The 22,420-nt window shown below is 37.6% G+C and carries 19 protein-coding genes, 1 riboswitch and 1 other annotated feature; of the genes, 4 read left to right on the top strand and 15 right to left on the bottom strand.

Going from position 1 to position 22,420, the window contains the following annotated elements; all coding sequences use genetic code 11:
* Nucleotides 1–18: 18 nt before the first annotated feature.
* On the bottom strand, nucleotides 19–762 hold the full coding sequence (locus LBYS11_RS02495; protein WP_004225430.1) for a TerC family protein: 744 nt from the start codon (nucleotides 760–762) through the stop codon (nucleotides 19–21).
* Nucleotides 763–1,051: 289 nt separating this feature from the next.
* Here LBYS11_RS02495 and ilvA point away from each other — a divergent pair, with 289 nt between their 5' ends.
* Nucleotides 1,052–2,314: a threonine ammonia-lyase IlvA gene (ilvA, locus tag LBYS11_RS02490; RefSeq protein ID WP_048393422.1), complete on the top strand. Its 1,263-nt coding sequence runs from the start codon at nucleotides 1,052–1,054 to the stop codon at nucleotides 2,312–2,314.
* 562 nt (nucleotides 2,315–2,876) lie between these two features.
* Here ilvA and LBYS11_RS02485 read toward each other — a convergent pair.
* From LBYS11_RS02485 to LBYS11_RS02475, 3 genes are all read right to left on the bottom strand, one after another.
* On the bottom strand, nucleotides 2,877–3,671 hold the full coding sequence (locus tag LBYS11_RS02485; RefSeq protein ID WP_004225432.1) for an ABC transporter ATP-binding protein: 795 nt from the start codon (nucleotides 3,669–3,671) through the stop codon (nucleotides 2,877–2,879).
* The gene (locus LBYS11_RS02480) at nucleotides 3,664–4,692 is read right to left on the bottom strand and encodes an ABC transporter permease (protein ID WP_103117402.1); all 1,029 of its coding nucleotides are present in this window, start codon (nucleotides 4,690–4,692) and stop codon (nucleotides 3,664–3,666) included. Before LBYS11_RS02480 ends, LBYS11_RS02485 begins: the two co-directional genes overlap by 8 nt.
* 87 nt (nucleotides 4,693–4,779) lie before the next feature.
* Nucleotides 4,780–5,799, bottom strand: a complete 1,020-nt coding sequence (locus LBYS11_RS02475; RefSeq protein WP_103117401.1) for an ABC transporter substrate-binding protein — start codon at nucleotides 5,797–5,799, stop codon at nucleotides 4,780–4,782.
* Between the two features lie 321 nt (nucleotides 5,800–6,120).
* A riboswitch (PreQ1 riboswitch) is annotated at nucleotides 6,121–6,165 on the top strand.
* Between the two features lie 6 nt (nucleotides 6,166–6,171).
* On the opposite strand from LBYS11_RS02475, the gene LBYS11_RS02470 reads away from it, so the two are divergent.
* Together LBYS11_RS02470 and trpB are read left to right on the top strand one after the other, a co-directional pair.
* Nucleotides 6,172–6,654 carry a QueT transporter family protein gene (locus LBYS11_RS02470; protein ID WP_103117400.1) on the top strand — a complete coding sequence of 161 codons (483 nt, stop codon included), beginning with the start codon at nucleotides 6,172–6,174 and terminating at the stop codon, nucleotides 6,652–6,654.
* A gap of 68 nt (nucleotides 6,655–6,722) precedes the next feature.
* Nucleotides 6,723–6,922 (top strand) — a binding site (T-box leader).
* 57 nt (nucleotides 6,923–6,979) lie between these two features.
* Complete coding sequence (gene trpB, locus LBYS11_RS02460) at nucleotides 6,980–8,143, top strand: tryptophan synthase subunit beta (protein WP_103117398.1); 1,164 nt, start codon at nucleotides 6,980–6,982, stop codon at nucleotides 8,141–8,143.
* A 43-nt stretch (nucleotides 8,144–8,186) separates the two neighbouring features.
* Here the strand turns inward: trpB and LBYS11_RS02455 are convergent, their stop codons facing one another.
* The 3 genes from LBYS11_RS02455 to LBYS11_RS02445 form a co-directional block, all read right to left on the bottom strand.
* Nucleotides 8,187–9,806, bottom strand: coding sequence for a long-chain fatty acid--CoA ligase (locus tag LBYS11_RS02455; protein WP_103119049.1), 1,620 nt, complete (start codon nucleotides 9,804–9,806; stop codon nucleotides 8,187–8,189).
* Nucleotides 9,807–9,994: 188 nt separating this feature from the next.
* Nucleotides 9,995–10,948, bottom strand: a complete 954-nt coding sequence (locus LBYS11_RS02450; protein WP_004225462.1) for an L-threonine 3-dehydrogenase — start codon at nucleotides 10,946–10,948, stop codon at nucleotides 9,995–9,997.
* Between the two features lie 350 nt (nucleotides 10,949–11,298).
* Nucleotides 11,299–12,969, bottom strand: a complete 1,671-nt coding sequence (locus LBYS11_RS02445; protein ID WP_048393415.1) for a methyl-accepting chemotaxis protein — start codon at nucleotides 12,967–12,969, stop codon at nucleotides 11,299–11,301.
* Between the two features lie 243 nt (nucleotides 12,970–13,212).
* Between LBYS11_RS02445 and LBYS11_RS02440 the strand changes: the two genes are divergently transcribed.
* The gene (locus LBYS11_RS02440; protein WP_233732374.1) at nucleotides 13,213–14,379 is read left to right on the top strand and encodes an FtsW/RodA/SpoVE family cell cycle protein; all 1,167 of its coding nucleotides are present in this window, start codon (nucleotides 13,213–13,215) and stop codon (nucleotides 14,377–14,379) included.
* A gap of 57 nt (nucleotides 14,380–14,436) precedes the next feature.
* On the opposite strand, the gene LBYS11_RS02435 is transcribed toward LBYS11_RS02440, so the two are convergent.
* Genes LBYS11_RS02435 through LBYS11_RS02400 form a run of 8 tightly spaced genes read right to left on the bottom strand, consistent with a single transcriptional unit; the run spans nucleotide 14,437 to nucleotide 22,418 of the window.
* Nucleotides 14,437–15,417: an N-acetylglucosamine kinase gene (locus LBYS11_RS02435; protein ID WP_048393411.1), complete on the bottom strand. Its 981-nt coding sequence runs from the start codon at nucleotides 15,415–15,417 to the stop codon at nucleotides 14,437–14,439.
* A gap of 12 nt (nucleotides 15,418–15,429) precedes the next feature.
* Nucleotides 15,430–16,431, bottom strand: a complete 1,002-nt coding sequence (locus LBYS11_RS02430; protein WP_103117396.1) for an asparaginase — start codon at nucleotides 16,429–16,431, stop codon at nucleotides 15,430–15,432.
* Between the two features lie 18 nt (nucleotides 16,432–16,449).
* Nucleotides 16,450–17,601 carry an ROK family transcriptional regulator gene (locus LBYS11_RS02425; RefSeq protein WP_103117395.1) on the bottom strand — a complete coding sequence of 384 codons (1,152 nt, stop codon included), beginning with the start codon at nucleotides 17,599–17,601 and terminating at the stop codon, nucleotides 16,450–16,452.
* Between the two features lie 14 nt (nucleotides 17,602–17,615).
* Nucleotides 17,616–18,497, bottom strand: a complete 882-nt coding sequence (locus tag LBYS11_RS02420) for a sugar phosphate isomerase/epimerase family protein (protein ID WP_103117394.1) — start codon at nucleotides 18,495–18,497, stop codon at nucleotides 17,616–17,618.
* A gap of 1 nt (nucleotide 18,498) precedes the next feature.
* Complete coding sequence (locus tag LBYS11_RS02415; protein WP_103117393.1) at nucleotides 18,499–19,557, bottom strand: Gfo/Idh/MocA family protein; 1,059 nt, start codon at nucleotides 19,555–19,557, stop codon at nucleotides 18,499–18,501.
* 13 nt (nucleotides 19,558–19,570) lie between these two features.
* Nucleotides 19,571–20,449 (bottom strand): sugar phosphate isomerase/epimerase family protein, encoded by an 879-nt coding sequence (locus LBYS11_RS02410; protein ID WP_103117392.1) that lies wholly within the window; start codon nucleotides 20,447–20,449, stop codon nucleotides 19,571–19,573.
* Between the two features lie 18 nt (nucleotides 20,450–20,467).
* Complete coding sequence (locus LBYS11_RS02405) at nucleotides 20,468–21,433, bottom strand: ABC transporter ATP-binding protein (RefSeq protein WP_048393399.1); 966 nt, start codon at nucleotides 21,431–21,433, stop codon at nucleotides 20,468–20,470.
* Complete coding sequence (locus LBYS11_RS02400) at nucleotides 21,426–22,418, bottom strand: ABC transporter ATP-binding protein (protein WP_054549115.1); 993 nt, start codon at nucleotides 22,416–22,418, stop codon at nucleotides 21,426–21,428. Before LBYS11_RS02400 ends, LBYS11_RS02405 begins: the two co-directional genes overlap by 8 nt.
* Nucleotides 22,419–22,420: the final 2 nt, after the last annotated feature.

The raw sequence follows: 22,420 nt of genomic DNA, 5'->3' as shown, positions 1-22,420 counted from the left end.
GAGAACAGTACTTTTTAATTAGGCAGCTCTTACTCTCTTCATCATATGCACAATGATTGTGATGGAAAAAGCAATCACTAAGAAAAGGAAGAATAAATAATGAGGGATGTGGATATTAAAAACACTTACTAACATTTTTAAGCCGATGACACCTATAATTATGAAGGCTGTTGCTTCAAGTTCTGGTATTTTTTCAATGATGATTAAAAATACACCTGCAATCGTCCTCATCATTAATATTCCTAACATCCCTCCAATTAAAAGCACCCAGACCTGATCTGATATCGCAAACGCAGCAAAGATTGAATCAATTGAAAAAGCAATATCCATTAGCTCAACAGAAATGACAGTTGCCCAAAACGTGCCGAAAAGACGCACCATCCATCCTGACCTCTTTACCTCTTTTACACTATCCTCATTCCCTATGTGAAGGAAATGAGCTACACAAAGCCAACCTAAATACAAAGCACCTAATACTTTAATAAACCAAAATTCTACTAGATAAACACCTATGCCAATAAATAAAAATCTAAAAAAATAGGCACCTAGCATACCATACATTAATGCCCGTTTTCGCTGTTTATCTGGTAAATGTTTCACTAGTACCGCTAATACCAGTGCATTATCTGCCGACAGCAAACCTTCTATAATAATTAATGAGGATATTAGTCCCCAGGAGACAGGGTCCATTAGTACTTCTTGCCACATCGCCAAATCAAAAAACTTCCAATATGTTGATAAAATTCCTTGAATGATTTCCACTACATACCCTCCTACTTGTCCTAAGCTAATCTAGTATATGCTTGACCATTTTTGTTATGAGAGTAGTATTTTTTAGAATTGAAACAACAGATTTTCTCCCCTTAAATTGAGCTAATTCTAGGTCTGAGACATTGCTTCTTTATAAAATAATTAGCTATATCAAGATAAAACGCTTACATCATAAAATAGACACGGAAAATTTAGAATTTACTAAAAATTAATCACAAAAAGCAAATAAAGTGTGCTATCATAGATAAATGTTTTAAACGTATAACGGAGGATGAATACTATGGAAGTTGCTGATACTAGAACCGTGCAAGTGGAGAATGTCCTGATTGCACATCATTTTTTAAAAGATGTAGTTGTGCACACACCACTACAAAAAAACGACTATTTATCCGAGAAATACGGAGCTAATATTTATATTAAACGCGAAGATTTACAGCATGTACGCTCATTCAAGCTTCGTGGTGCCTATTATAAAATTAAAAAAATCGAGGATGAAGCGCGCGATGCTGGGGTTGTCTGTGCAAGTGCAGGCAATCATGCACAAGGTGTAGCTTATGCCTGTGCCCAATTAAAAATTCAAGCAAGCATTTTTATGCCACAAACAACACCGAAGCAAAAAATAGACCAAGTACGTATGTTTGGACGTGAATATGTGGAAATTATTTTAGCAGGAGATACATTCGATGATTCTGCTGAAAGCGCGTTGAGCTATTGTGAAGAGCATGGTAAAATCTTCATTCATCCATTTGATGATTTTGATGTCATTGCTGGTCAAGGAACGGTAGCGGTAGAAATTATGAATGATATGGAGGAGCCAATCGACTACGTATTCGGAAGTATTGGCGGTGGTGGCTTAATGTCAGGCGTGTCTGCCTACATTAAAAATCTCTCTCCAGCTAGTAAAATTATTGGTGTGGAGCCTGCTGGTGCTGGTAGTATGAAGGCTGCCTTTGCTGAAGGTGGCGCAGTTGCTCTTGATTGGATTGATAAATTCGTTGATGGTGCTGCAGTAAAATGCGTCGGTCATCATACTTATGATGTTTGCCGTCGCTATTTAGATGATATTGTTCTTGTACCTGAAGGCAAGGTATGTACGACCATTCTAGATCTATATAATAAACATGCGATTATCGCTGAGCCTGCAGGAGCATTATCAGTGGCAGCTCTTGATTTTTATAAAGAAGAAATTAAAGGTAAGTCAGTCGTTGTCATCATCAGTGGTGGGAATAATGACATTGGACGAATGCAGGAGATTAAAGAAAAATCACTTATACACGAAGGCTTACTTTACTACTTCATCGTCAGCTTCCCTCAGCGTGCCGGGGCATTACGTCAATTCCTCACTAGTGTACTTGGACCAAACGATGACATTACTACCTTTGAATATACCAAGAAAAATAATAAAGAAAGTGGCCCTGCACTAGTCGGCATTGAGTTAGGTGATCGTGCTGAATATGAAGGACTACTTGCCCGAATGGATGAATTCGGCTTCAAATACAAAGAAGTAAACAACGATATTCAACTATTTGGCTTACTCGTTTAAAATGAAGAGCCTCACTTCTCTGAAAGTGAGGCTTTTTTATGCGATAAAATTTATTGATCGTTTAATTTCCCTAAATAAAAATTATTAAAACTAGTTGATGTTGAAAAAACAATATCGTCTGCGGAAAGAGACATTCTGGCAAGGCGAGAGATTGATATCTGTTCCGCCAGCGTCCAGGTGGCGTCTGATGAGCCGCTACACTCACTTACGTTCGCCCTAGGGTCTCATCTGTGACGCTAAATTCCTAGGAGTGAGGCTGGCTCCACTCCAATCAACCATCTTGAAAATATGTCTTTTTCATTTTCTTTTATACTAGCAGTAGAGACCAATGCGGAAAAACGATGTGTGACAACGCCCCTCCATAAAGAGTAGTGAGGACCTTTGCTAAATTAATGTGCTGGATTGGAAGGCTACTAGACTCCCATAAGATAGATCGGCATCCCCCACACGTGAAATTAGGGAACCTGCAACGGTCATTCATTTACACCATTCATAAAAACACTATTGATGAAATTTTTTACACTATGAAAAACACCCATACAAGTGTATGAGCGTTTCGATATTAACCTAATAGAGCACGGTCTGAATTCATTTTTTCCCCACGAATACGTTCAAACTCGGACATTAAATCAGGGATTGTTAATTCATGTTTGCGATCTTCACCAACTTCTAAAATGATTTGGCCTTTATCCATCATAATAAGACGATTCCCTAAATCTAATGCTTGCTGCATATTGTGCGTTACCATTAATGTCGTTAAATTATCTTTTTCCACTAAGTACTTCGTAATACGGGTAATTAACTCTGCACGTGATGGATCAAGTGCAGCCGTATGCTCATCCAGCAATAAAATAGATGGCTTTGTGAAGGTAGCCATTAAGAGCGACAAAGCTTGACGTTCCCCACCTGAAAGTAAACCTACCTTAGCAGAAAGACGATTCTCAAGATTCAAACCAAGCATCTCTAGCGATTCTTTAAAAAATTCCCGACGCTTTTTGTCCACACCATTGCGTAGTCCTCTATGCTTATTTCGAGAGTATGCTAATGCTAGATTTTCTTCAATTGTCATCGTAGGTGCAGTTCCTGCCATTGGGTCCTGGAAGACACGCCCAATGTATTGAGAGCGTTTATATTCAGGCAAACTTGTCACATCATTACCATCAATCAATACTGTACCGAAATCGGGTGTTAAAGCACCTGAAATCATATTCATCATCGTTGATTTACCTGCACCATTACTACCTATAATTGTCACAAAATCACCGGGCTTTAAATGTAGGTTTATCTCCGCAAGTGCAATCTTCTCATCAGGTGTTCCTTCATTAAATACCTTATTAATACCATGTAATTTAAGCAAGGCCATTACCTCCCTGCTCTACTTTTTTTACTTGTGAAAGTTCTGCAGCACGTTTAGCTTTACGTTTACGTTCTTTACTCTTATTAATAAATTGCGGTAAGATCAGCGCCAAAATAACGATAATCGCTGTAATTAATTTCATGTCTCCTGAATCAAGGAAATCTACACGTAATGCTAAAGCTAATATAATACGATAAATGATGGCTCCTGCAATAACTGCAAACGTTGTACGGATAATAGTTTTAGTCCCAAAAATAGCTTCACCAATAATAACGGATGCGAGACCGATCACAATCATACCAATCCCCATACTAACATCAGAGAACTTCGAGTATTGTGCGATTAAAGCTCCAGAAAATGCGACAAGCGCATTGGAAAGACCTAGCCCCAAAATGATAAGTGTGTCTGTATTTGCAGAGAAGCTGCGAATCATTTGTTTATTATCACCAGTTGCTCGAATAGCTAGCCCAACCTCTGTCTTTAAGAACCAGTCTGCTATTAACTTAATTAAAATCGTGATGATTAATACAACAATCAGCACACTCCATGTACCTGGTACATGCTGAAAGCCTATGCTTTTTAATAGGTTATTGATAGCATCATCGATCCCTAAATTACTCCAAAAAGATTGAAACTTTGAAAAGATTGTTTCAGAGTTTAATAGTGGAATATTCGGGCGACCTATCGTATTTTCTGCAGTTAACCCCATGATACGTAGATTAATCGAGTATAAAGCAATCATCATTAAAATTCCTGATAATAACGGATTAATCTTTCCTTTCGTGTGAAGAATTCCTGTCATACATCCAGCAATAAATCCAGCAACAATTGCCACTAAAGTCGCTAAGATTGGGTGGTAGCCAAGCAAAACCATTGTTGCTGCAGTTGCCGCCCCTGTTACAAAGCTTCCATCAACCGTTAAATCCGGAAAATCTAACACCCGAAATGTTAAATATACACCAAGTGCCATAATTGCATAGATGATTCCTTGCTCCACTGCGCCAAATAATGCTAAAAACATCGTTGAATCATCTCCTAAATCTCTTTATTATTTATATCACTTGTAAAATGAAGATAAAGCGGGGATAGTGCACCCCGCTTCGTTTTACTATTCTAGAATTTCGGCACCCCAAGAATCTTTAATTTCGATGCCTAAATCATCTGCAACTTTTTTATTGATTAATAATTTCAGATTTTGTGGGTATTGTGCTGGTGTATCGGCAGGTGTCGCTTCACCTTTTAAAATTTTCACAGCCATTTGACCTGCTTCATAGCCGATATCGAAATATTCAAAACCATAAGCTGCTAAACCGCCACGTGCTACAGAATCTAGTTCTCCTACAATTAATGGTAATTTATTCGTATTGGCAACATCAATTACCGATTCTAATGCAGAAACAACTGTGTTATCAGTAATAATATAGAAAGCGTCTACTTTACCAATTAGAGACTCTGTCGCTTGTTTTACATCCGCTGAAGTGGATGCTGATGCTTCTACCACCGCTAAAACTTGTTCGTCCATAACCTTTTTCACTTCTGAAACTTGTGCAACTGAGTTTTGCTCACCCGCATTGTAGACCATCCCTACTTTTTTCGCACCAAGTTCTTTTAGGAATGCTACAGTTTTAGAAATCGTTTCTGGATGTAAATCGATTGTGCCTGTAATATTTTTCCCTGGCTTCTCCATTGAGTCAATTAGCTGTGCACCAACAGCATCTGTAACAGATGTAAAAATAATTGGAATATCACTTGTTGCTGTTGCAGCGGCTTGTGCAGAAGGTGTAGAGTTTGCAAAAATTAAATCTACGTTTGCACTTACTAGATTGTTAGCAATCGTTGTGTTAAGGCTATTATCTCCCTGTGCAATTTGTGGATCGTAGTCAACTTTTAAGCCAGCATCTTCAATTGCTTTTTTAAAGCCTTCCGTTGCTGCGTTTAACGATGGATGCTCAACAATTTGAGTAATCCCGATTTTATATGTTTTATCGTCTGCATTTCCGCTCTCACTTGCATTGTTTTTTTCATTTCCTTTTGAATCTGCTGTACCTGAGCCACCGCTACCACAAGCAGCAAGAAGCAACACTAATCCAAAAAGAAGGAATGACAACTTCTTTACATTGCTTTTCACAAATAATCCCCCCGATTATATTCTCGAATATCTATCGCACTTTATCCAAACAAAGTGTGAATGTATCGCTATATTATCGTTATTATCGAGCTCCGTCAACAACATTATGAATGTTCTGACTTTTAAAAGTGACAAAATATTTTAGTTTTTCATTTAATTTGGCGCTTTAAACCGCTAAACTACGCTGTTTTAGTTAATCGATTTCTTTTTTCAACATAGTAAAAAATATTTATGACAATTTTGCGACGATAGGACATTATAAACAAAGTCTGACATTTGACTTCTACTAGATATCTATAATAGAATATTTACTTGTGTGAAAGCACCGTGGTTCGTAACCATCCCACGAAAAAAAACTAAGGAGAAATGAATATGAAGATAAAATTTTTAGCAGCAAGTGGTATCATTGCGGCTCTATATATAGCTGTAACCATGCTTGTTGCCCCATTTGTTTTTACAGAGGTACAGTTCCGAGTATCTGAGATGTTTAACCATTTAGTGGCCTTTAATCCACGCTTTGCCGTAGGGATTATTATTGGTGTATTGATCTCTAATCTCTTTTCACCACTTGGCATTTACGATTTAGTTTTTGGTGTAGGTCATTCAATGATTACACTTGGCCTGTTTATTTTAATCTGTAAATTTGTCAAAAATATTTGGGCACGTTTAATTATTAATACATTGCTCTTTACATGTACTATGTTTATCATTGCCTTTGAGCTGAACTTGGCTTTAGAGTTGCCATTTTTCTGGACTTGGCTAACAGTCGCGGCGGGTGAATTTGTTGTATTAGCTGTAGGTGCACCGATTATGTATGTTTTAAACAAACGCCTTCACTTTAAAAATTTGATTTAACTGACGGATCTTTTTAGATTCGTCTTTTTTCTTGACACTATTCTGAAAATACTCTACAATTCTTTCTAATAAATGCAAGGAAGAAGAGTAGTAGCAAGCATTGTTACTTTTAGAGAGCTGGTGGTTGGTGCAAACCAGTAGTACAGACTTGTGAATGGACTTCAGAGCAGCCTTATCAAATGTAAGGCCGTTTCGCTCCCCGTTACCGGAGCAGGAAAGCGCGCAAAAATTGCGAATGAAGGTGGCACCACGGTTACTCGTCCTTTTTATGAGGGATTGGAGTGGCTTTTTTTTGGAAAAATTAGCATAGAGGAGTCGAGTTAAGATGAGTACAGTAGTAGAAAAAAAGGGATATTTCGGTGAATTTGGTGGAAGCTTTGTTCCAAAGGAGCTTCAAAATGTTTTAAATAGACTAGATGAGAATTTTCAAAAGTATAAAGAGGATGATGATTTTAAGCAAGAATTAGATTACTATTTCCGTGAATATGTCGGTCGTAAATCCCCTCTTTATTTTGCAGAGAATTTAACAAAGCAATTAGGTGGCGCAAAAATTTATTTAAAACGTGAAGACCTTAACCACACAGGCTCCCATAAAATCAATAATGTATTAGGACAAATTTTACTAGCTAAACGTATGGGAGCAAATCGCGTGATTGCCGAAACAGGGGCAGGTCAACATGGTGTAGCAACAGCTACAGCGTGTGCCATGTTTGGAATGGATTGCACGATTTATATGGGCTTGGAAGATACAAAACGTCAGGCATTGAACGTATTTCGTATGGAACTTCTCGGAGCGAAAGTTGTAGCTGTCGATAAAGGGCAAGGACGCTTAAAGGATGCAGTAGATGAGGCATTCGCTGACTTAGTAGAAAACTATGAAACAACCTTCTATTTATTAGGCTCAGCAGTTGGACCACACCCCTTCCCATCAATGGTTAAACATTTTCAAACAGTGATTAGCCGCGAAAGTCGTGAACAGATTTTAGAAAAGGAAGGAAAGCTGCCGACAGCTGTTCTTGCCTGTGTAGGAGGTGGTAGTAATGCCATTGGGGCATTTGCTGATTATATTGCAGACGAAGATGTTCGTCTTATTGGAATAGAGCCAGACAAAGCTGCTACCTTGAACGAAGGAACACCAGGAGAGCTACACGGCTTCAAATGTTTAGTACTTCAGGACGCAGAAGGCAACCCACTCCCTACCTATTCAATAGCAGCTGGTTTAGATTATCCAGGTGCGGGGCCTGAGCATAGCCATTTGAAAACAATTGGTCGTGCTGAATATGTGACCGTGACAAATGAAGAAGTTTTAGATGCCTTCCAAGTACTTTCTAAGGTTGAAGGTATTATTCCTGCTCTTGAAAGCTCACATGCAGTCGCACATGCTCTAAAATTAGCACCAACTTTATCATCTGAGGAAAGCATTATTATTAATATCTCTGGTCGTGGCGATAAAGACGTTGAACAAGTCTTCCACATGCTAACTAAATAACTCAAAAAAGAGCGACTTCCATTTACGGAAATCGCTCTTTTACCTATACCAATGATTTAGGATAAATTTCTGCTACATTATCTCGCAGCTTCGCTTTCAGGAATTTTCCGACAGATGTCTTTGGAATTTCTTCTAGAAAGACGACTGCATCTGGTACCCACCACTTGGCAAATTGATATTCTAAAAAAGCAAGAAGCTCTGGTTCAGTTACTGATTGTCCCTCTTTCAATACAACACAAGCTAATGGACGCTCCTGCCATTTAGCATGGGGCATGGCAATGACAGCCGCTTCTAAAACGGCATCATGAGTCATCAGCGCATTTTCCAAATCAACAGAGGAAATCCATTCCCCACCTGATTTAATAAGATCCTTCGTACGGTCAGTAATTTTAATAAAGCCATCTGCTGTTCGTACAGCAATATCACCAGTATATAACCAACCATCTCGATAGGCATCTGCTGTTCGCTCATCACGATAGTATTCGTTGGAAATCCATGGGCCTTTTAAACGTAATTCCCCCATTGTTTCGCCATCCCAAGGTACCTCACCCGCCTCATTAATAATACTAGATTCGATACCTGCCATTGTCATCCCTTGCATCGCTCGAGCTTCAATACGTTTTTCAATCGGCCAATCTTCCATCCATGACATATAATTAGACAATGCCACGATTGGTGTAGTTTCCGTCATGCCATAGACAACAATATAAGGAATCCCATATTTTTCTTCAAATGTCCGAATGAGTCGAGTTGGTGAAGCCGATCCACCACAGCATATCGCTCTTAAAGAACTAATATCTCGTTCTTTCTTTTCCTGCTCCTGTAGGGCACCTATCCAAATGGTTGGAACACCAGCAGTTAATGTAACCTTTTCTTGTTCGATTAAATCCATTATTAATGCTGAAGTAAATTGCGGACCTGGTAGAACTTGTGTAGCACCCACATTGACACTAGCAAAAGGCAAGCCCCATGCATTTGCATGAAACATGGGTACAATCGGCATCACGACATCTCTTTCCGCAATTCCCATAGAGTCAGACATACTCAGCATGATACTGTGTAGTACTAAACCCCGATGGGAATAGACAACCCCCTTTGGATTCCCTGTTGTGGCGCTTGTATAGCACATACCAGCAGGTGCTTCTTCATCAATATCCTCTGGAAATTGAAATTCTTCATCAGCAGTAGCTAATATGTCCTCATAGGATAAAACATTTTGTAATGTAGTCTTTGGCAAAGCTGGTTCATCCGTCATAATGATATAATGTTTCACTGTCTCAAGTTTTGGCGCAATATTTTCAATGATCGGTAATAAATCTACATCGACCATTAAAATCTCATCTTCTGCATGATTAATAATATAGATCAAATGCTCTTCTGATAAACGAATATTTACCATGTGTAAGATTGCCCCTGAGCAAGGCACAGCAAAATAAGCTTCTAAATGTCGATGCTGATTCCACGCAAAGGAGCCGACTTTTGTTCCTCTTGTCATCCCAAGCTTCGTAAGGGCATCTGCTAAACGACGCGTTCTTTTTGCCCACTGCCCATATGTTAAACGATGTATTTTGTGTGGGCTTGTCCGTGAAATAATTGATTTTCTTGCAAAATAGCTCTCTGCTCGTTTAAAAAAACTAGTTAAAACTAATGGTGCTTGCATCATAAAACCCATCATCCCTTCATTTGTGAATTTCCCCTTGTGAAATTATCATAGCATCAATTTAACTGAATACTATTAATATTCCGAATATTATTATATTTTAATTTCATAATTTAATCTATATATTCCAATAATTTTCTTTTATATATAAAAAAACGGATGAAGTCTAGTCTTCACCCGTTGCCTATCTATTATGAAATTGCTTTTTTATGCAGTTTAATTTTCAATTTTTCTAACATATCTACCGTCATTTTAGCTAAATCATATTCTGCTTTGAAGCCCCACTCTTTTTGAGCCGCTTCAATATTTAAAGAGTTTGGCCAGCTATCTGCAATGGCTTGACGAACAGGATCTACCTGATAGCTCATTGTGAAATTTGGTAAGTGTTTCTTGATTTCAGCCGCGATTTGCGAAGGTTCGAAGCTCATGGCTGTAATATTAAAAGCATTGCGATGAACAAGCTTACTACCGTCTGCTTCCATTAAATCTACAATAGCTTGTAAGGCATCTGGCATGTACATCATATCCATAAATGTACCTTCCTGAATATACGATGTATATTTGCCTTGTTCGATGGCTTCATAGAAAATTTCTACAGCATAATCTGTTGTACCACCACCTGGAGGTGTTACATAAGAAATTAGCCCCGGGAAGCGTACTCCGCGTGTATCAACACCAAAACGATTAAAGTAATAATCGCATAATAACTCACCCGCTACCTTATTTACCCCATACATAGTTGTTGGTCTTTGCAAAGTATCCTGTGGTGTATCTTCCTTAGGTGTAGACGGACCAAACGCACCAATTGAGCTTGGCGTGAAAAATTGCATATTTAACTCACGTGAAACTTCTAACGCATTCATTAATCCACCCATATTTAAATTCCAAGCTAACAATGGATTTCTCTCTGCTGTAGCTGATAATAATGCTGCTAAATGCATCATCGTATCTGCACCGAAGTCCTTTGCTAAATCATGCATTCTTTGTCCATCTGTCACGTCCAATATTTCAAATGGGCCCTTAGTATGTTCAAGCTTTCTAATGTCTGTAGCAAGTATATTGTCCTCTCCATAAATACCACGAAGTTTTTCTACTAGCTCAGAACCAATTTGACCAAGTGCTCCAGTAACAATAATCTTTTTCATTTCCCAAAACCTCCACATGTGAACAATTGTACTTTCTGAAAGTACAAAAATACATTAATAAACATTGATTTAATAACACTTTCAATGAAATTCATTATAATGTGTTCGTTTTGAAAATACAACAATTATATTAATAATATTCCTTACAAAGAACATACAATCCCTTATTCACAGTATATGAGAACAAGAAAAATATTGTGCTACAAAAATATACAAAACACATTTGTACATCTCAAAAACACAAATCATTTACACTTTCATAAGCTAGTTTTGTAACCATGCAAAAAAGAATCTTCTTTGCTATTTTTTGCAAAGAAGACCCTTTTTGAATATTATTCTTTAATATTAAATTATATCGAAAAACGTTTGACAGCTATTTGCAAAACTTTTGATACTTTGCGCAATTCCTTAATATAATTATGGAACTGTTGCTGAGCTTTTAATTGATCAGCTGTTAACGTAGCAACATGCTTAGTAGACACGGCATTCGTATCGGATAAGGCTGTCAGCATACCCGCATCCTCACTTACCTTCTGCGTGTGATTAGCAATCTCTTGAACCGTAGCAGATACTTCCATAATATATGGCTTAATAGTATGTACTTTTTCTAAAATTTGATCAAAACTTGACGCAGTTTGTCCTGTAACAGCTACACCTTTTTCAGTCGCTACTAAAACCCCTTCCATCATTTGTACCGCATAACTCGAATCTAGATGGATGTTTTGTACAATGGATGTAATCGTTTGTGTCGATTGAACAGTTTGCTCTGCAAGCTTACGAACCTCATTAGCCACTACTGCAAAGCCTTTACCATGCTCTCCTGCTCTAGCGGCTTCAATGGAAGCGTTTAAAGCCAGTAAATTAGTTTGCGCTGTTATTCTTTCTATTACTTCAATCATTTGATCAATCGATGCAGCCCGCTCTACTAAATTAAAGATAGCTGTATTAGATTTTTCAACCGCCTGCTTAATAGCTTGCATTTGTGTTAAATTAGCCTGTACAATTTCAGTTCCACTTTCTGCATCTCTGGCCGTTTTTTGTGCAAAACTTTCTACAACCTGAACCTTTTCTAAAATAACCTGTACATCATTTAAAACCTCCTCTAAGGAAGCAGTATTCGAAGCTAGTTTACTAGAAGAAGCAGACGTTGACTCTGAAATAGATTGTACATCCTTCGCTATTTTTAATGTCGTTGTTGATGATTGCTCAGAGGATTTCTGCAATTTGCCTGTCATTTCTTCTACTTCATAAGCACTGTCTGTGACAGTATGTAGTAGTCGTTTCACCTCTGTTACCATTTGATTGTATGACAGAACTACTTCACCAAGCTCATCATGAGCTACATAACTTGCATTGGCAGTGAAATCACCTTGTTCTGCTCGTTTTAATAATGACTTTAGTTGACGGGTTGGCACATTGACTGCCTTCGTTGCAATAAAGCCGATAAGGATAACAAGCAAGACAACCGCTAAGCATACGCCACCTAGTAACCAGTAGCCAAATTGTACATCTTTTTGATAAGCCTGCTGTTGGTCTTTTGCTCGTTGAACCAAATAATTTTGCGTGTCTTCTAATAATGCATGACTCTCCTGACTAATTGGTAAAAATGTTTGCACATAAAACTGATCTAGCTCACCATGGTTCAATTGCTTAAAGTTCTCAATGGCTTCTTCCTGCTTCTTAAGCAATGACTTATACTTCTTAATTTGATGACTCATCTTCTTGTCAATTTCTTGGCTATCTAGATGATCTAAAGGCTGCGCCATGTTTTGTAAAATGGCTGTCATTTCTTTATCGTCACCCTTCGAATCTACTATAAAATCTAATCGACGCTGTGATTCTTCTAGCTCATTTAGCCATCCAATTGGGACAAGTCCCTGTGTGTAACTCTCACTTGCATGCCACGACATTTTCCTTAAATAATCTACACTGAATACACCTAGCAATACATTCGATAATACACAAACAATCATGAGTACAAGTAACTTGTCCTTCACCTTAATGAAACGGAAAAAATGCATGATCCTTGGCTCCTCCTCCAACTCTTACCAATAATGATAGTATAGAGATATAAAGCCAGTGTTATATTTTTGTAAATTTTAATCGAAATATTAAGAATTTATACCCATCATTTAGTTTTATTTAGGTAATTTAACTCGCTAAATTAGCCAGATTATCGCTACTTATTCATACTATTTTTAGAAAAACATTCGCAACCTTCCATACATTGTAAGCGTTCATACTAGAGAATGGAGGTGTTACATTTGACGCAATTCAAGAAGTTAGATTGGAGTTTAGTAATAAGTCTTCTTTTACTCGGCGCTATTAGTTGCCTTTTTGTCCATTCTAGTAGTGTAAATTTTGAACAGTATGCAAGCTCCTTTATTATCAAACAGTTTTTATTTTATGTCATCGGATTAACCATCATGCTTGGAATATCCTTGCTTGATATTGAACAGTTGAAGAAGATTGGATGGCCATTTTACTTCCTAATAGTTGCTTTAACGGCTGGTCTTATTGTTGCTCCTGAAAGCATTGCTCGAACGATCAATCAGGCAAAATCATGGTATCAAATCCCGTTTTTAGGTTCTCTCCAACCCTCGGAATTTTTAAAGTTTGCTTTTTTAATAGTTGTGAGTAAGGTCATTATTGCTCATCAAGAGAAAAATGTCCGCCCCTCCTATCTAGCAGATTTTTGGTTACTTATAAAAATCGGGCTAATTGTCCTTCCTCCTACGCTACTTGTTTATAGACAACCCGATACAGGTATGGTCATGTTGTATATGGCAATGATTTTACCGATGATTTTCTTTTCAGGTATTCATAGAAAGCTTCTTGTCGTATTTACGACTGTTCCTCTAGTTATCATCAGTACGCTGGTAGTGCTCTATGTCAGATTTAATGAATTTTTTACAGAGAAGGTTTTAGGTGCTCTATCAGGACATCAGATTTCTAGAATTTATGGATGGCTTCAGCCTTATGAATATACAGATTCTTCTTTTCAAGTACGCCAAGGCTTTATGGCTATCGGGTCAGGAGAATTTGTGGGCAAGGGCTATCTACATAACAATGTCTATGTACCAGAAAAACATACCGATTTTATATTCTCTGCTATTGCAGAAGAGCTAGGTTTTATTGGAGGAGCATTTGTAATCGCGCTACTTTTTTTTGTTATCTATCGTATTGTCGTTATTACGGTAGTAGCGCGAGACCCCTTTATGACTTTAATGGGGGCAGGTATTTCAAGCTTACTAGCCTTTCAAATTACTCAAAATATCGGCATGACCATTGGGCTTTTACCTGTCACAGGTGTCACCCTACCCTTTTTAAGCTATGGTGGAAGTTCGTTATTATCCAATTTTATGCTTATCGGAATCGTCATGATCATTCATCATTCATATAAGGGGTATATGTTTAAAGTAGGAGACTGACAAAATGCAAGTAGAGACATGTATATGCTATTCTCTACTTGCTAAGTTAAGGGGGGATTAATTCGTTAAAAACTTCTTCATACTTGCATTATATTGATCGATAAATAGCTTTGCCTCATTATATGGTAATCTTAAAGCAGCTAAAGCGGCACCACCTACCGGTAAGCTATAAGCACCCACGAAGTCATACTGATTACTATTCTTTTTATCAATAGCGATTAATTTTTTAGTAAATAGCTCCAATTCATTAAAAACGCCACCAGCTAGCACTACTTTGACTTGCTTATGTGCAAACGGGTTTTTTTTGTAACAAGCGTCTATACTTTGATAAAAAACATGGCACACTTGATCAATAATTGTATTGGCTTCTCCATCACCACGTTTAGCGCATTCAATTGCAACCTTACTTAAAGGTGATATGGTATCCCGCGGATGTCCTTCGCCATATACCACTTCAATTATCTGCGGAACGGATTGTAATCGAAAATATTCTAATACCGCTGCTGTTAGAAGCGTTTCAGGACCTCTTTTGTCGAATGCTTTAAATACCGCTTTTAATGTGCGAATGCCAATATCATAGCCACTGCCCTCATCATCAAAAATATAACCCCATCCTGCTGTACGCTCAATTCTTCCAGATGCATCTATACTGAGTGTAATCGCACCCGTACCAGAAATTTGTACAATGCCTGGCTGCCCCAAGGTTCCCGCATACAGCGCGTTCATTCCATCATTCGATAGTGATAGTTGACAGTCTTTCGGTAAAAGCGAGGTTAATAATGCATAGGTAATTTTCTCATTATTATTTTCTGTTACACCAGACAGGCCAGCATGGCACTTTGTAATGTGTTGAAATTCGTGAGGCTGTTGTCTTTTTAAATTATTTATTAATTCTGTTATCGTCTCTGTAAAATGCTCGAAGCTCATGGATGTGGGATTACTTTTGCCTGTTTCTGCTAGCGCCATAATTTGCCCATGACATGTTGAGATTGTTGCAATCGTTTTCGTTCCACCGCCATCTATTGCCAAAACATGCAAGTGCCTTCACCTCTATACAATTTTAATTGTAGATACAATTTCTCCTACCTCTATCCCTGCATCATTACGCACAAATGCAGGAGACAATGCTTTAATACGCTCAATTGTTTCTTGATTTGTATACTGCATTTGTTCCAATACAGAAGCAATTACATTGGGCCACGGACTTTCGGAGCCATTCATAATTTTCAAGGCAAAACTTACTCCTTCATTTCTTAGAGCAAAACAGTATACACCCTGTGCTCCGCCCTTCGCCACAATATTAGGGTCCTTTAATAATGCTGTACAAATAAAGTTTTGCGCTGCAATGATATGACTCTCTTGATTCATTACTGCTGTAAGTTTTATTACTGCTTCACGAATTAGTTCATCATCAATCAATTCTGGTCGTGCTAACTTTAAATAGGCAATGGCCATGTTTTTTAGCGGAATCGCAAAGACAGGCGCACCACAGCCATCAATCCCTGTACGAATTCTCTCTATTTCATATTCACTTAAATAAGCAATATATTTTTTTATCATCTGTTGCAGTGGATGTTCTGGATGACAATATTGCTTGACATCATAGCCATTTGCTAAACATGCAGTTAAAAATCCTAAATGCTTGCCCGCGCAATTATGAAAGAGTTTCCTCTTTTCAAATCCCTGTTGAATATACTGTGTTTTAGGTTCCTCATTTAATGGATAGGATGCTGCACAAATTAAATCATTTTCATTAATAGGGAGTTTTTCCAGCAAAGAGACTAATGCCTCTTGATGATAAATTTCACCTCTTTGCGAAGCCAGAAATAATGCACTTTCATTTGAAGTAATCCCGTATTTTTCTATAAAATCAGTCATAAAAATGGGAATGGCTTGAAATGGTTTTGCTGCAGAACGAAAATACACAGGCTCATAGTCTTGACCTACAGAGACGAATTCTTCCTTCGTTAGATTCACAGCACTCATTTGTCCATAATGCACATTTTCCATTAATCCTGAACGATACTCCTTTAAAAATTCTGAGTAAGCCACGAATCAACCAACCTTTCTTTAAACAGACAGCAACTGCTTTTGTGCTTGTAATGCCGCTCCTTTAACAACCCCTTCTTTTAATTGATTGGAAAACTGCAAATCAAAGTAGGGTTGTAATTCCTTCCATATATACTGTTTACACTTTTCACTAAGTAGTTTTTGAAATGTCACATTGTGCTCAATAATTTCTCCACTGACGATGACAGCCTCTGGTTCGTATAAACAAACTAGATTATTGATGGCTACAGCTAGAAAAGTAGCTACATCTTGTTGAATATCGATTGCCCATTGCTCACCTTGATCAACACACTGCAAAATCTCTTCTATTGATTGAATATTAAGATTTTTAGGTGTTCTTTTTAACAGCGTAACTTCAGAAACATACATCGATAAGCATCCTCTTTTACCACAGTGACACATTTCACCAAAGGGATTAATCGTTATATGACTTATTTCTCCAGCTTTATTTTGAATGCCACGATACACTTCTCCATTTAATAATATGGATGCTCCTATTCCCGTTCCAATTCCGACTAAAATACAATTTGAATACTGTGGCGTATAGATATCACCAATTTCAGCAATGATTTGCATTTTTAATTCATTATCTACGATGACTTCACAACCAAAAACACCATTTAAATCTTCTCTTATATGGCAGTTTTCCCACTTCAATTGCTCAGAGGAAACGATAATTCCTTCCTCGTTATTGATTACTCCTGGAATTCCTATCCCAATGCCTAGTAATTTATCCTGAGCAATCTGATATTCTGTCATGATATTTTCTATAGATCGTTTAAGTAGATATATAGCTTCTTCGTATTGATGCTTGATGCTACATTTGACTTCCTGAAAGGCAATAAGCTTCCCTAAGAAATCTAATATACCTATTCGAATAGTAAAACAGTCAATTTCTATACCAATCGTATATAAAGCATCTTCGCGCATATGAATTAACGTAGGACGTCTACCAATGGCTGTTTCTTCCGATACCCCTTCAAGAATAAAGCCTTCAGCTTCTAGTTCTTGCACAATACGCGTAATGGTTGTAGGGCTCATTTTTGTATATTTTGATAATTGAATTCTTGAAATTGGCGCCATCTGCCTTATTGCGTCAAGCACAATATATTTATTTTGTCTTCGCATTTGTACTTGATCTTGCTTTTTCAAATTAGATTCAACCCCTATTTAAACTTTTCTATGAATTGTACAGCTTCTTTGATGTCTTTTTCGGGATTTGATCTCACTTCTCGTTCAATAGTTAAATAGCCATTGTATCCGATTTCTTGTAAAGCTGAAAAATAAAGCTCGAAATTGACATCTCCATGACCTAATGGAAGTTCTCTGAAAAACTCTCCATTTTCCACCATTTCTTCTATTTTATCATGAGATGTTCCAGAATCGTATCCTAAGTACCCGTACACATCTTTAGGATTCGTTGACTGCAGTTGAATACCATCCTTTACATGTGTATGTACAATATATTTCTTTAATAGTTTGACTCCAGCTACAGGATCATCTTTTGTTACCATCACCATATTGGCTGGATCAAAATTAACCGATACACCGTTCGTTGATAGCTTATCTAAAAACTCTTTTAATGTTTTACTCGTTTCTGGCCCTGTTTCAATCGCAAAATAAGCATCTAATGATGTAGCATATTGTCCTAATTCTTCACAAGCTTCCAGCATTGTTTGATAGATTGGGTCATTTTCATCTTCAGGAATAATACCGATATGGGTTGTAACAATGGATGTTCCTAGGTCCTTGGCTAATTGCAGTATTTCTTTCGATTTCTTGATTTTCCAGGCATTTTCTGCTTTATCTTGGAAGCCATGTCCTCCTAAATCTCCACATAAGGCGGAGATTTCTAGACCTAACCCTAAAATATACGCCTTCAATTCTGCTCTTTGTTCAGCATTTAGGTTATCGGGGTCCAACTCACCTGAAACGGCATACATTTGTACCCCCTGTGCCCCAACTTCTTTCGCCTTTAACAAACCTTCACGAATAGGTAAACGAAAGCTGTCTACTATCACACCGATTTTATTATCCAATTTCACCATTTTAATAAACAACCTCCTTTCCTTCAGTTGCAGAAATATAAATACCTTCTAAGATTTTCATAATTTCTACCCCATCCTCCACAGGTGCAACTGAATCATAATGATGAAGGCAACAATCAACAAATGAATTAATTTCATTTTGAAAGGCAGTTGCAAAATCAAAAGTTAGATCGTTAATTTGAGGATGAATATTTAAAATCGTATTATGCTCTTCACTTACAATTTTTAATTTAGGCTCTAGCTCTGCTCCACCGTTCGTGCCATATAGCTTAATACTTATTTCATCTTTTAAAGCATGTAGTGTATAGGAAACGTCTACCATTAGCGATGCTCCATTCTCAAATGTAATGAGGGCATTTGCTAAGTCTTCTACTGTGTTTTTAGTTGCATCATAGTCTGCAGCCTTGTAGAAGGATAAATTTTCTATATGATTTCGATTTCCTAATTGATTGTAAGTATGACCTGTTATACGTTTCACCTTTGGTCTACCCATTAAGTACCAGCATATATCAATTACATGTACCCCTAGATCAATTAAAGGTCCGCCGCCAGACTTATCAATTTCGGCAAACCAGCCTCCTGGATTCCCTAATCTTCTTAGGCAGGAAGCTTTGGCATAATAAATATCGCCCAATTTGTTATCGTCGATGAAGCTTTTCAGTACTTTGGTATTTGTTGCAAATCGTCTTACATAGCCCACTTGAAATACTTTCTGATGCTTTTCTGCAACCTTTTGGATATTTAGAGCCTCTGCATAAGTCATAGATAGCGGCTTTTCTATTAGAACATGTAAGTCATTTTCCAAAGCAAAAATCGCCAATTCTGCATGCGTATTATTCCATGTACAAATACTGACAGCATCCACATTTTTATCTGCGAATAGCTCTTCTTTTGAAGAAAAAACATGTGTTGCTCCAAATTGGGCTGCTTTTGCTTTGCCTCGTTCAATGGAGGCATCATACACGCCATATAATTCAACGTATGGATTATTCGTATAGGAACCTAAGTGAAAATCTGAAATAGAACCTGTGCCAATGACACAAACTTTTAATTTGTCCATGTGCTTTCCTCCTTTAGAGCTTGCATTCATTCCATAAACGACGTACATTATCCATCCCTATTTTTGAACCAACTTGGCAATCTTCCATCCCTTCAAACTCAATAGTAAGATAGCCATCATATCCACTGCCTTTTACGAGTTTAATAATTTCTCGAATATTTATATCACCATGCCCGACAATAGCACCTCTGATGTAGTTGTTATGAACTGTACGGAACCACTCGCCCTCACCTGGATTTTCATAATAAGGACGAATATAAAAATCTTTGAAATGCACTGTAGCAGCATAAGGAATGTTTTTCATAACACCAATGAGAGGCTCTTCATCAATACATAAAAAATTACCGATATCTAAAGTTGTTTTAAAGTTGTCTCTGTTTACCGCATGAATTAATTGTTGTACACGATCACTTGTTTGAACATTAAAGCCATGATTTTCAATCGTTGTCGTAATATTAAATTGTTTCGCGTAATCTGCAATTAACTGACAGCCTCTAACCATTTCTTCAAAATGCTCGTTGTAATAATGAATGGATGTTTGTTCCTTTGGTAAGGTAAAGAGAGTAACGTCATGGCGCATAATGTGAATACCCATATGATGTACTACATCAATATGTTTCTTTAAACGTTCAACTTCTTCTAAAAAAGCTTCCTCCGTATCCTGAATAAAGTTAGCAGGTAACGAATAGGCGGATAACTCTAATCCTAGCTCTGTTGCTTTATCTTTAATTTCAGTTGCAAGTTCATAGTTATCTACAACCGTAAATTCATAGGGCACTAATTCTACATGCTGACCACCGTTGTCTGCTACCCATTGTAAAACATCTAGAACATCCATCTCTCCCTGTCTCATTTTTTTAACCATGCTGTATGTGCTTAACCCTATTTTCATTTATAAACATCCTCTCCATTAGTTAACAAAGTGACATGCAACACTTTGCTCTTCGTTAATTTTCCTCATTTCTGGTATAGCTTGCTTACATATATCTGATGCAAAGGGGCACCTTGTGTGGAAGGTACAACCACTCGGCGGATTTTTAGGATTTGGAATATCACCAGTTAAAACGATCTTCTTTTTTCGTAATGTTGGGTCTGCAATCGGTACGGAAGCAATGAGCGCTTGTGTATAGGGATGCTTTGGTTCATTAAATATGGTTTCTTTACGCCCAATTTCTACAATGGATCCTAAATACATAACCCCAATATAATGGCTAATATGTTCTACAACACTTAAATCGTGAGAAATAAAGAGATAAGATATTTTATATTCTTGCTGCAATTGCTTTAATAGATTCAATATTTGTGATTGTATAGATACATCCAACGCAGACACAGGCTCATCAGCAATAATTAATTTTGGCTTTGTTATTAAAGCACGGGCAATACCCAAACGCTGTCTTTGTCCACCACTGAACTCATGTGCATAGCGATCAGCATGTTCAGCATTTAATCCAACGACTTCCAGCATTTCAAGCACTAGTTTTTCACGCTCTACTTTCGAAAGTTTTGTATGAATTTCTAAAGGCTCTCCAACAAGCTCCTTGACCTTCATTCTTGGATTCAATGAGGCATATGGGTCTTGAAAAATCATTTGAACAGTTTGCCTTAAGTGCCTTAATTCAGATGGCTTTGCAGTAGCTACTTCTTTCCCATCCACAACGATACTTCCATTCGTTGGTGCTATTAATCTAGTAATTAATCTGCCCGTAGTAGATTTCCCACAACCACTTTCCCCAACTAAACTAAATGTCGTACCTTCTTCTATTTCAAAGGAGACATCTATAACTGCGTTAACATATTGCTTTTTTTGAAATAACCCTCCGGCTATTTGAAAGCTCTTTTTTAAATTCTCCACTTTTAATATACTGTTAGGCATTTACTTCCACATCCTTTTTCACATATAGCCAGCAGCTACATTGGCGTGTAGCCGAAATTTTTACTGTCGGTGGACTCTCCTGATGGCATATAGACATCGCTTGATTACAACGTGGAGCAAATTTACAACCATTCGGCATATTTTGTGGGGATGGTACTTGACCATTGATAGAATCTAATACTTCTTTGTTATCACCAATTTTCGGTACAGATGCAATTAAACCTTTTGTATAGGGATGCTTGGGGCTAGCAAATAATTCAAAGACATCCGCTTCCTCTACAACCTGCCCTGCATACATGACCACTACCCTATCACACATTTCCGCCACAACACCTAAATCATGTGTAATTAATAAAATAGCTGTCTCATTTTCTTCCTTTAGCTTTTTCATTAGCTCTAAAATTTGAGCTTGTATCGTGACATCAAGCGCAGTGGTTGGTTCGTCAGCAATAAGTAAATTAGGGTGGCAGGCCATAGCCATTGCAATCATTACCCGTTGGCGCATTCCTCCTGAGAGCTGATGTGGATATTCATAAATGATTTCCTCGGCTCTTCCTATGCCCACGCTTTTTAACATTTGGATTGCATGATGCTTACTTTCGTTTTTCGGCAGCTTCAAATGCATCTCAATTGCTTCCATTAACTGCTTGCCTATTTTTAAGACAGGATTTAAAGAAGTCATGGGCTCTTGAAAAATCATGGCCATTTGCTTGCCACGAATCTTCCGAATTTCTGATTCGGACATTTTCGTCAAGTCATGTCCATTAAAATGTATAGAGCCATTGACGATTTTGCCTGTAGTACCGTGAAATAATTGCATGATGGATAACGATGTTAAGCTTTTTCCACTGCCCGATTCTCCCACTAAGCCTACTATCTCTCCTTTACGGATGGAAAAATTGACACCTCTTAAAATTTTGATTTCCTTATTATCACGCGTAAAGGACGTTTCTAAGTCAATTACTCGCAATACATGTTCTGGCATAG

The organism is Lysinibacillus sp. YS11 (genome assembly GCF_002896375.1).
In the GTDB taxonomy this organism is placed as follows: domain Bacteria; phylum Bacillota; class Bacilli; order Bacillales_A; family Planococcaceae; genus Lysinibacillus; species Lysinibacillus capsici.
This window is presented reverse-complemented; position numbering and strand designations above follow the sequence as displayed.

What these genes read in the sequence shown, in the direction of transcription:
- ilvA (WP_048393422.1), top strand. Translation starts at nt 1,052, where the DNA reads ATGGAAGTTGCTGATACTAGAACCGTGCAAGTGGAGAATGTCCTGATT.
- LBYS11_RS02480 (WP_103117402.1), bottom strand. Translation starts at nt 4,692, where the DNA reads ATGTTTTTAGCATTATTTGGCGCAGTGGAGCAAGGAATCATCTATGCA.
- LBYS11_RS02470 (WP_103117400.1), top strand. Translation starts at nt 6,172, where the DNA reads ATGAAGATAAAATTTTTAGCAGCAAGTGGTATCATTGCGGCTCTATAT.
- trpB (WP_103117398.1), top strand. Translation starts at nt 6,980, where the DNA reads ATGAGTACAGTAGTAGAAAAAAAGGGATATTTCGGTGAATTTGGTGGA.
- LBYS11_RS02455 (WP_103119049.1), bottom strand. Translation starts at nt 9,806, where the DNA reads ATGATGCAAGCACCATTAGTTTTAACTAGTTTTTTTAAACGAGCAGAG.
- LBYS11_RS02450 (WP_004225462.1), bottom strand. Translation starts at nt 10,948, where the DNA reads ATGAAAAAGATTATTGTTACTGGAGCACTTGGTCAAATTGGTTCTGAG.
- LBYS11_RS02445 (WP_048393415.1), bottom strand. Translation starts at nt 12,969, where the DNA reads ATGCATTTTTTCCGTTTCATTAAGGTGAAGGACAAGTTACTTGTACTC.
- LBYS11_RS02420 (WP_103117394.1), bottom strand. Translation starts at nt 18,497, where the DNA reads ATGGTGAAATTGGATAATAAAATCGGTGTGATAGTAGACAGCTTTCGT.
- LBYS11_RS02415 (WP_103117393.1), bottom strand. Translation starts at nt 19,557, where the DNA reads ATGGACAAATTAAAAGTTTGTGTCATTGGCACAGGTTCTATTTCAGAT.
- LBYS11_RS02410 (WP_103117392.1), bottom strand. Translation starts at nt 20,449, where the DNA reads ATGAAAATAGGGTTAAGCACATACAGCATGGTTAAAAAAATGAGACAG.
- LBYS11_RS02405 (WP_048393399.1), bottom strand. Translation starts at nt 21,433, where the DNA reads ATGCCTAACAGTATATTAAAAGTGGAGAATTTAAAAAAGAGCTTTCAA.
- LBYS11_RS02400 (WP_054549115.1), bottom strand. Translation starts at nt 22,418, where the DNA reads ATGCCAGAACATGTATTGCGAGTAATTGACTTAGAAACGTCCTTTACG.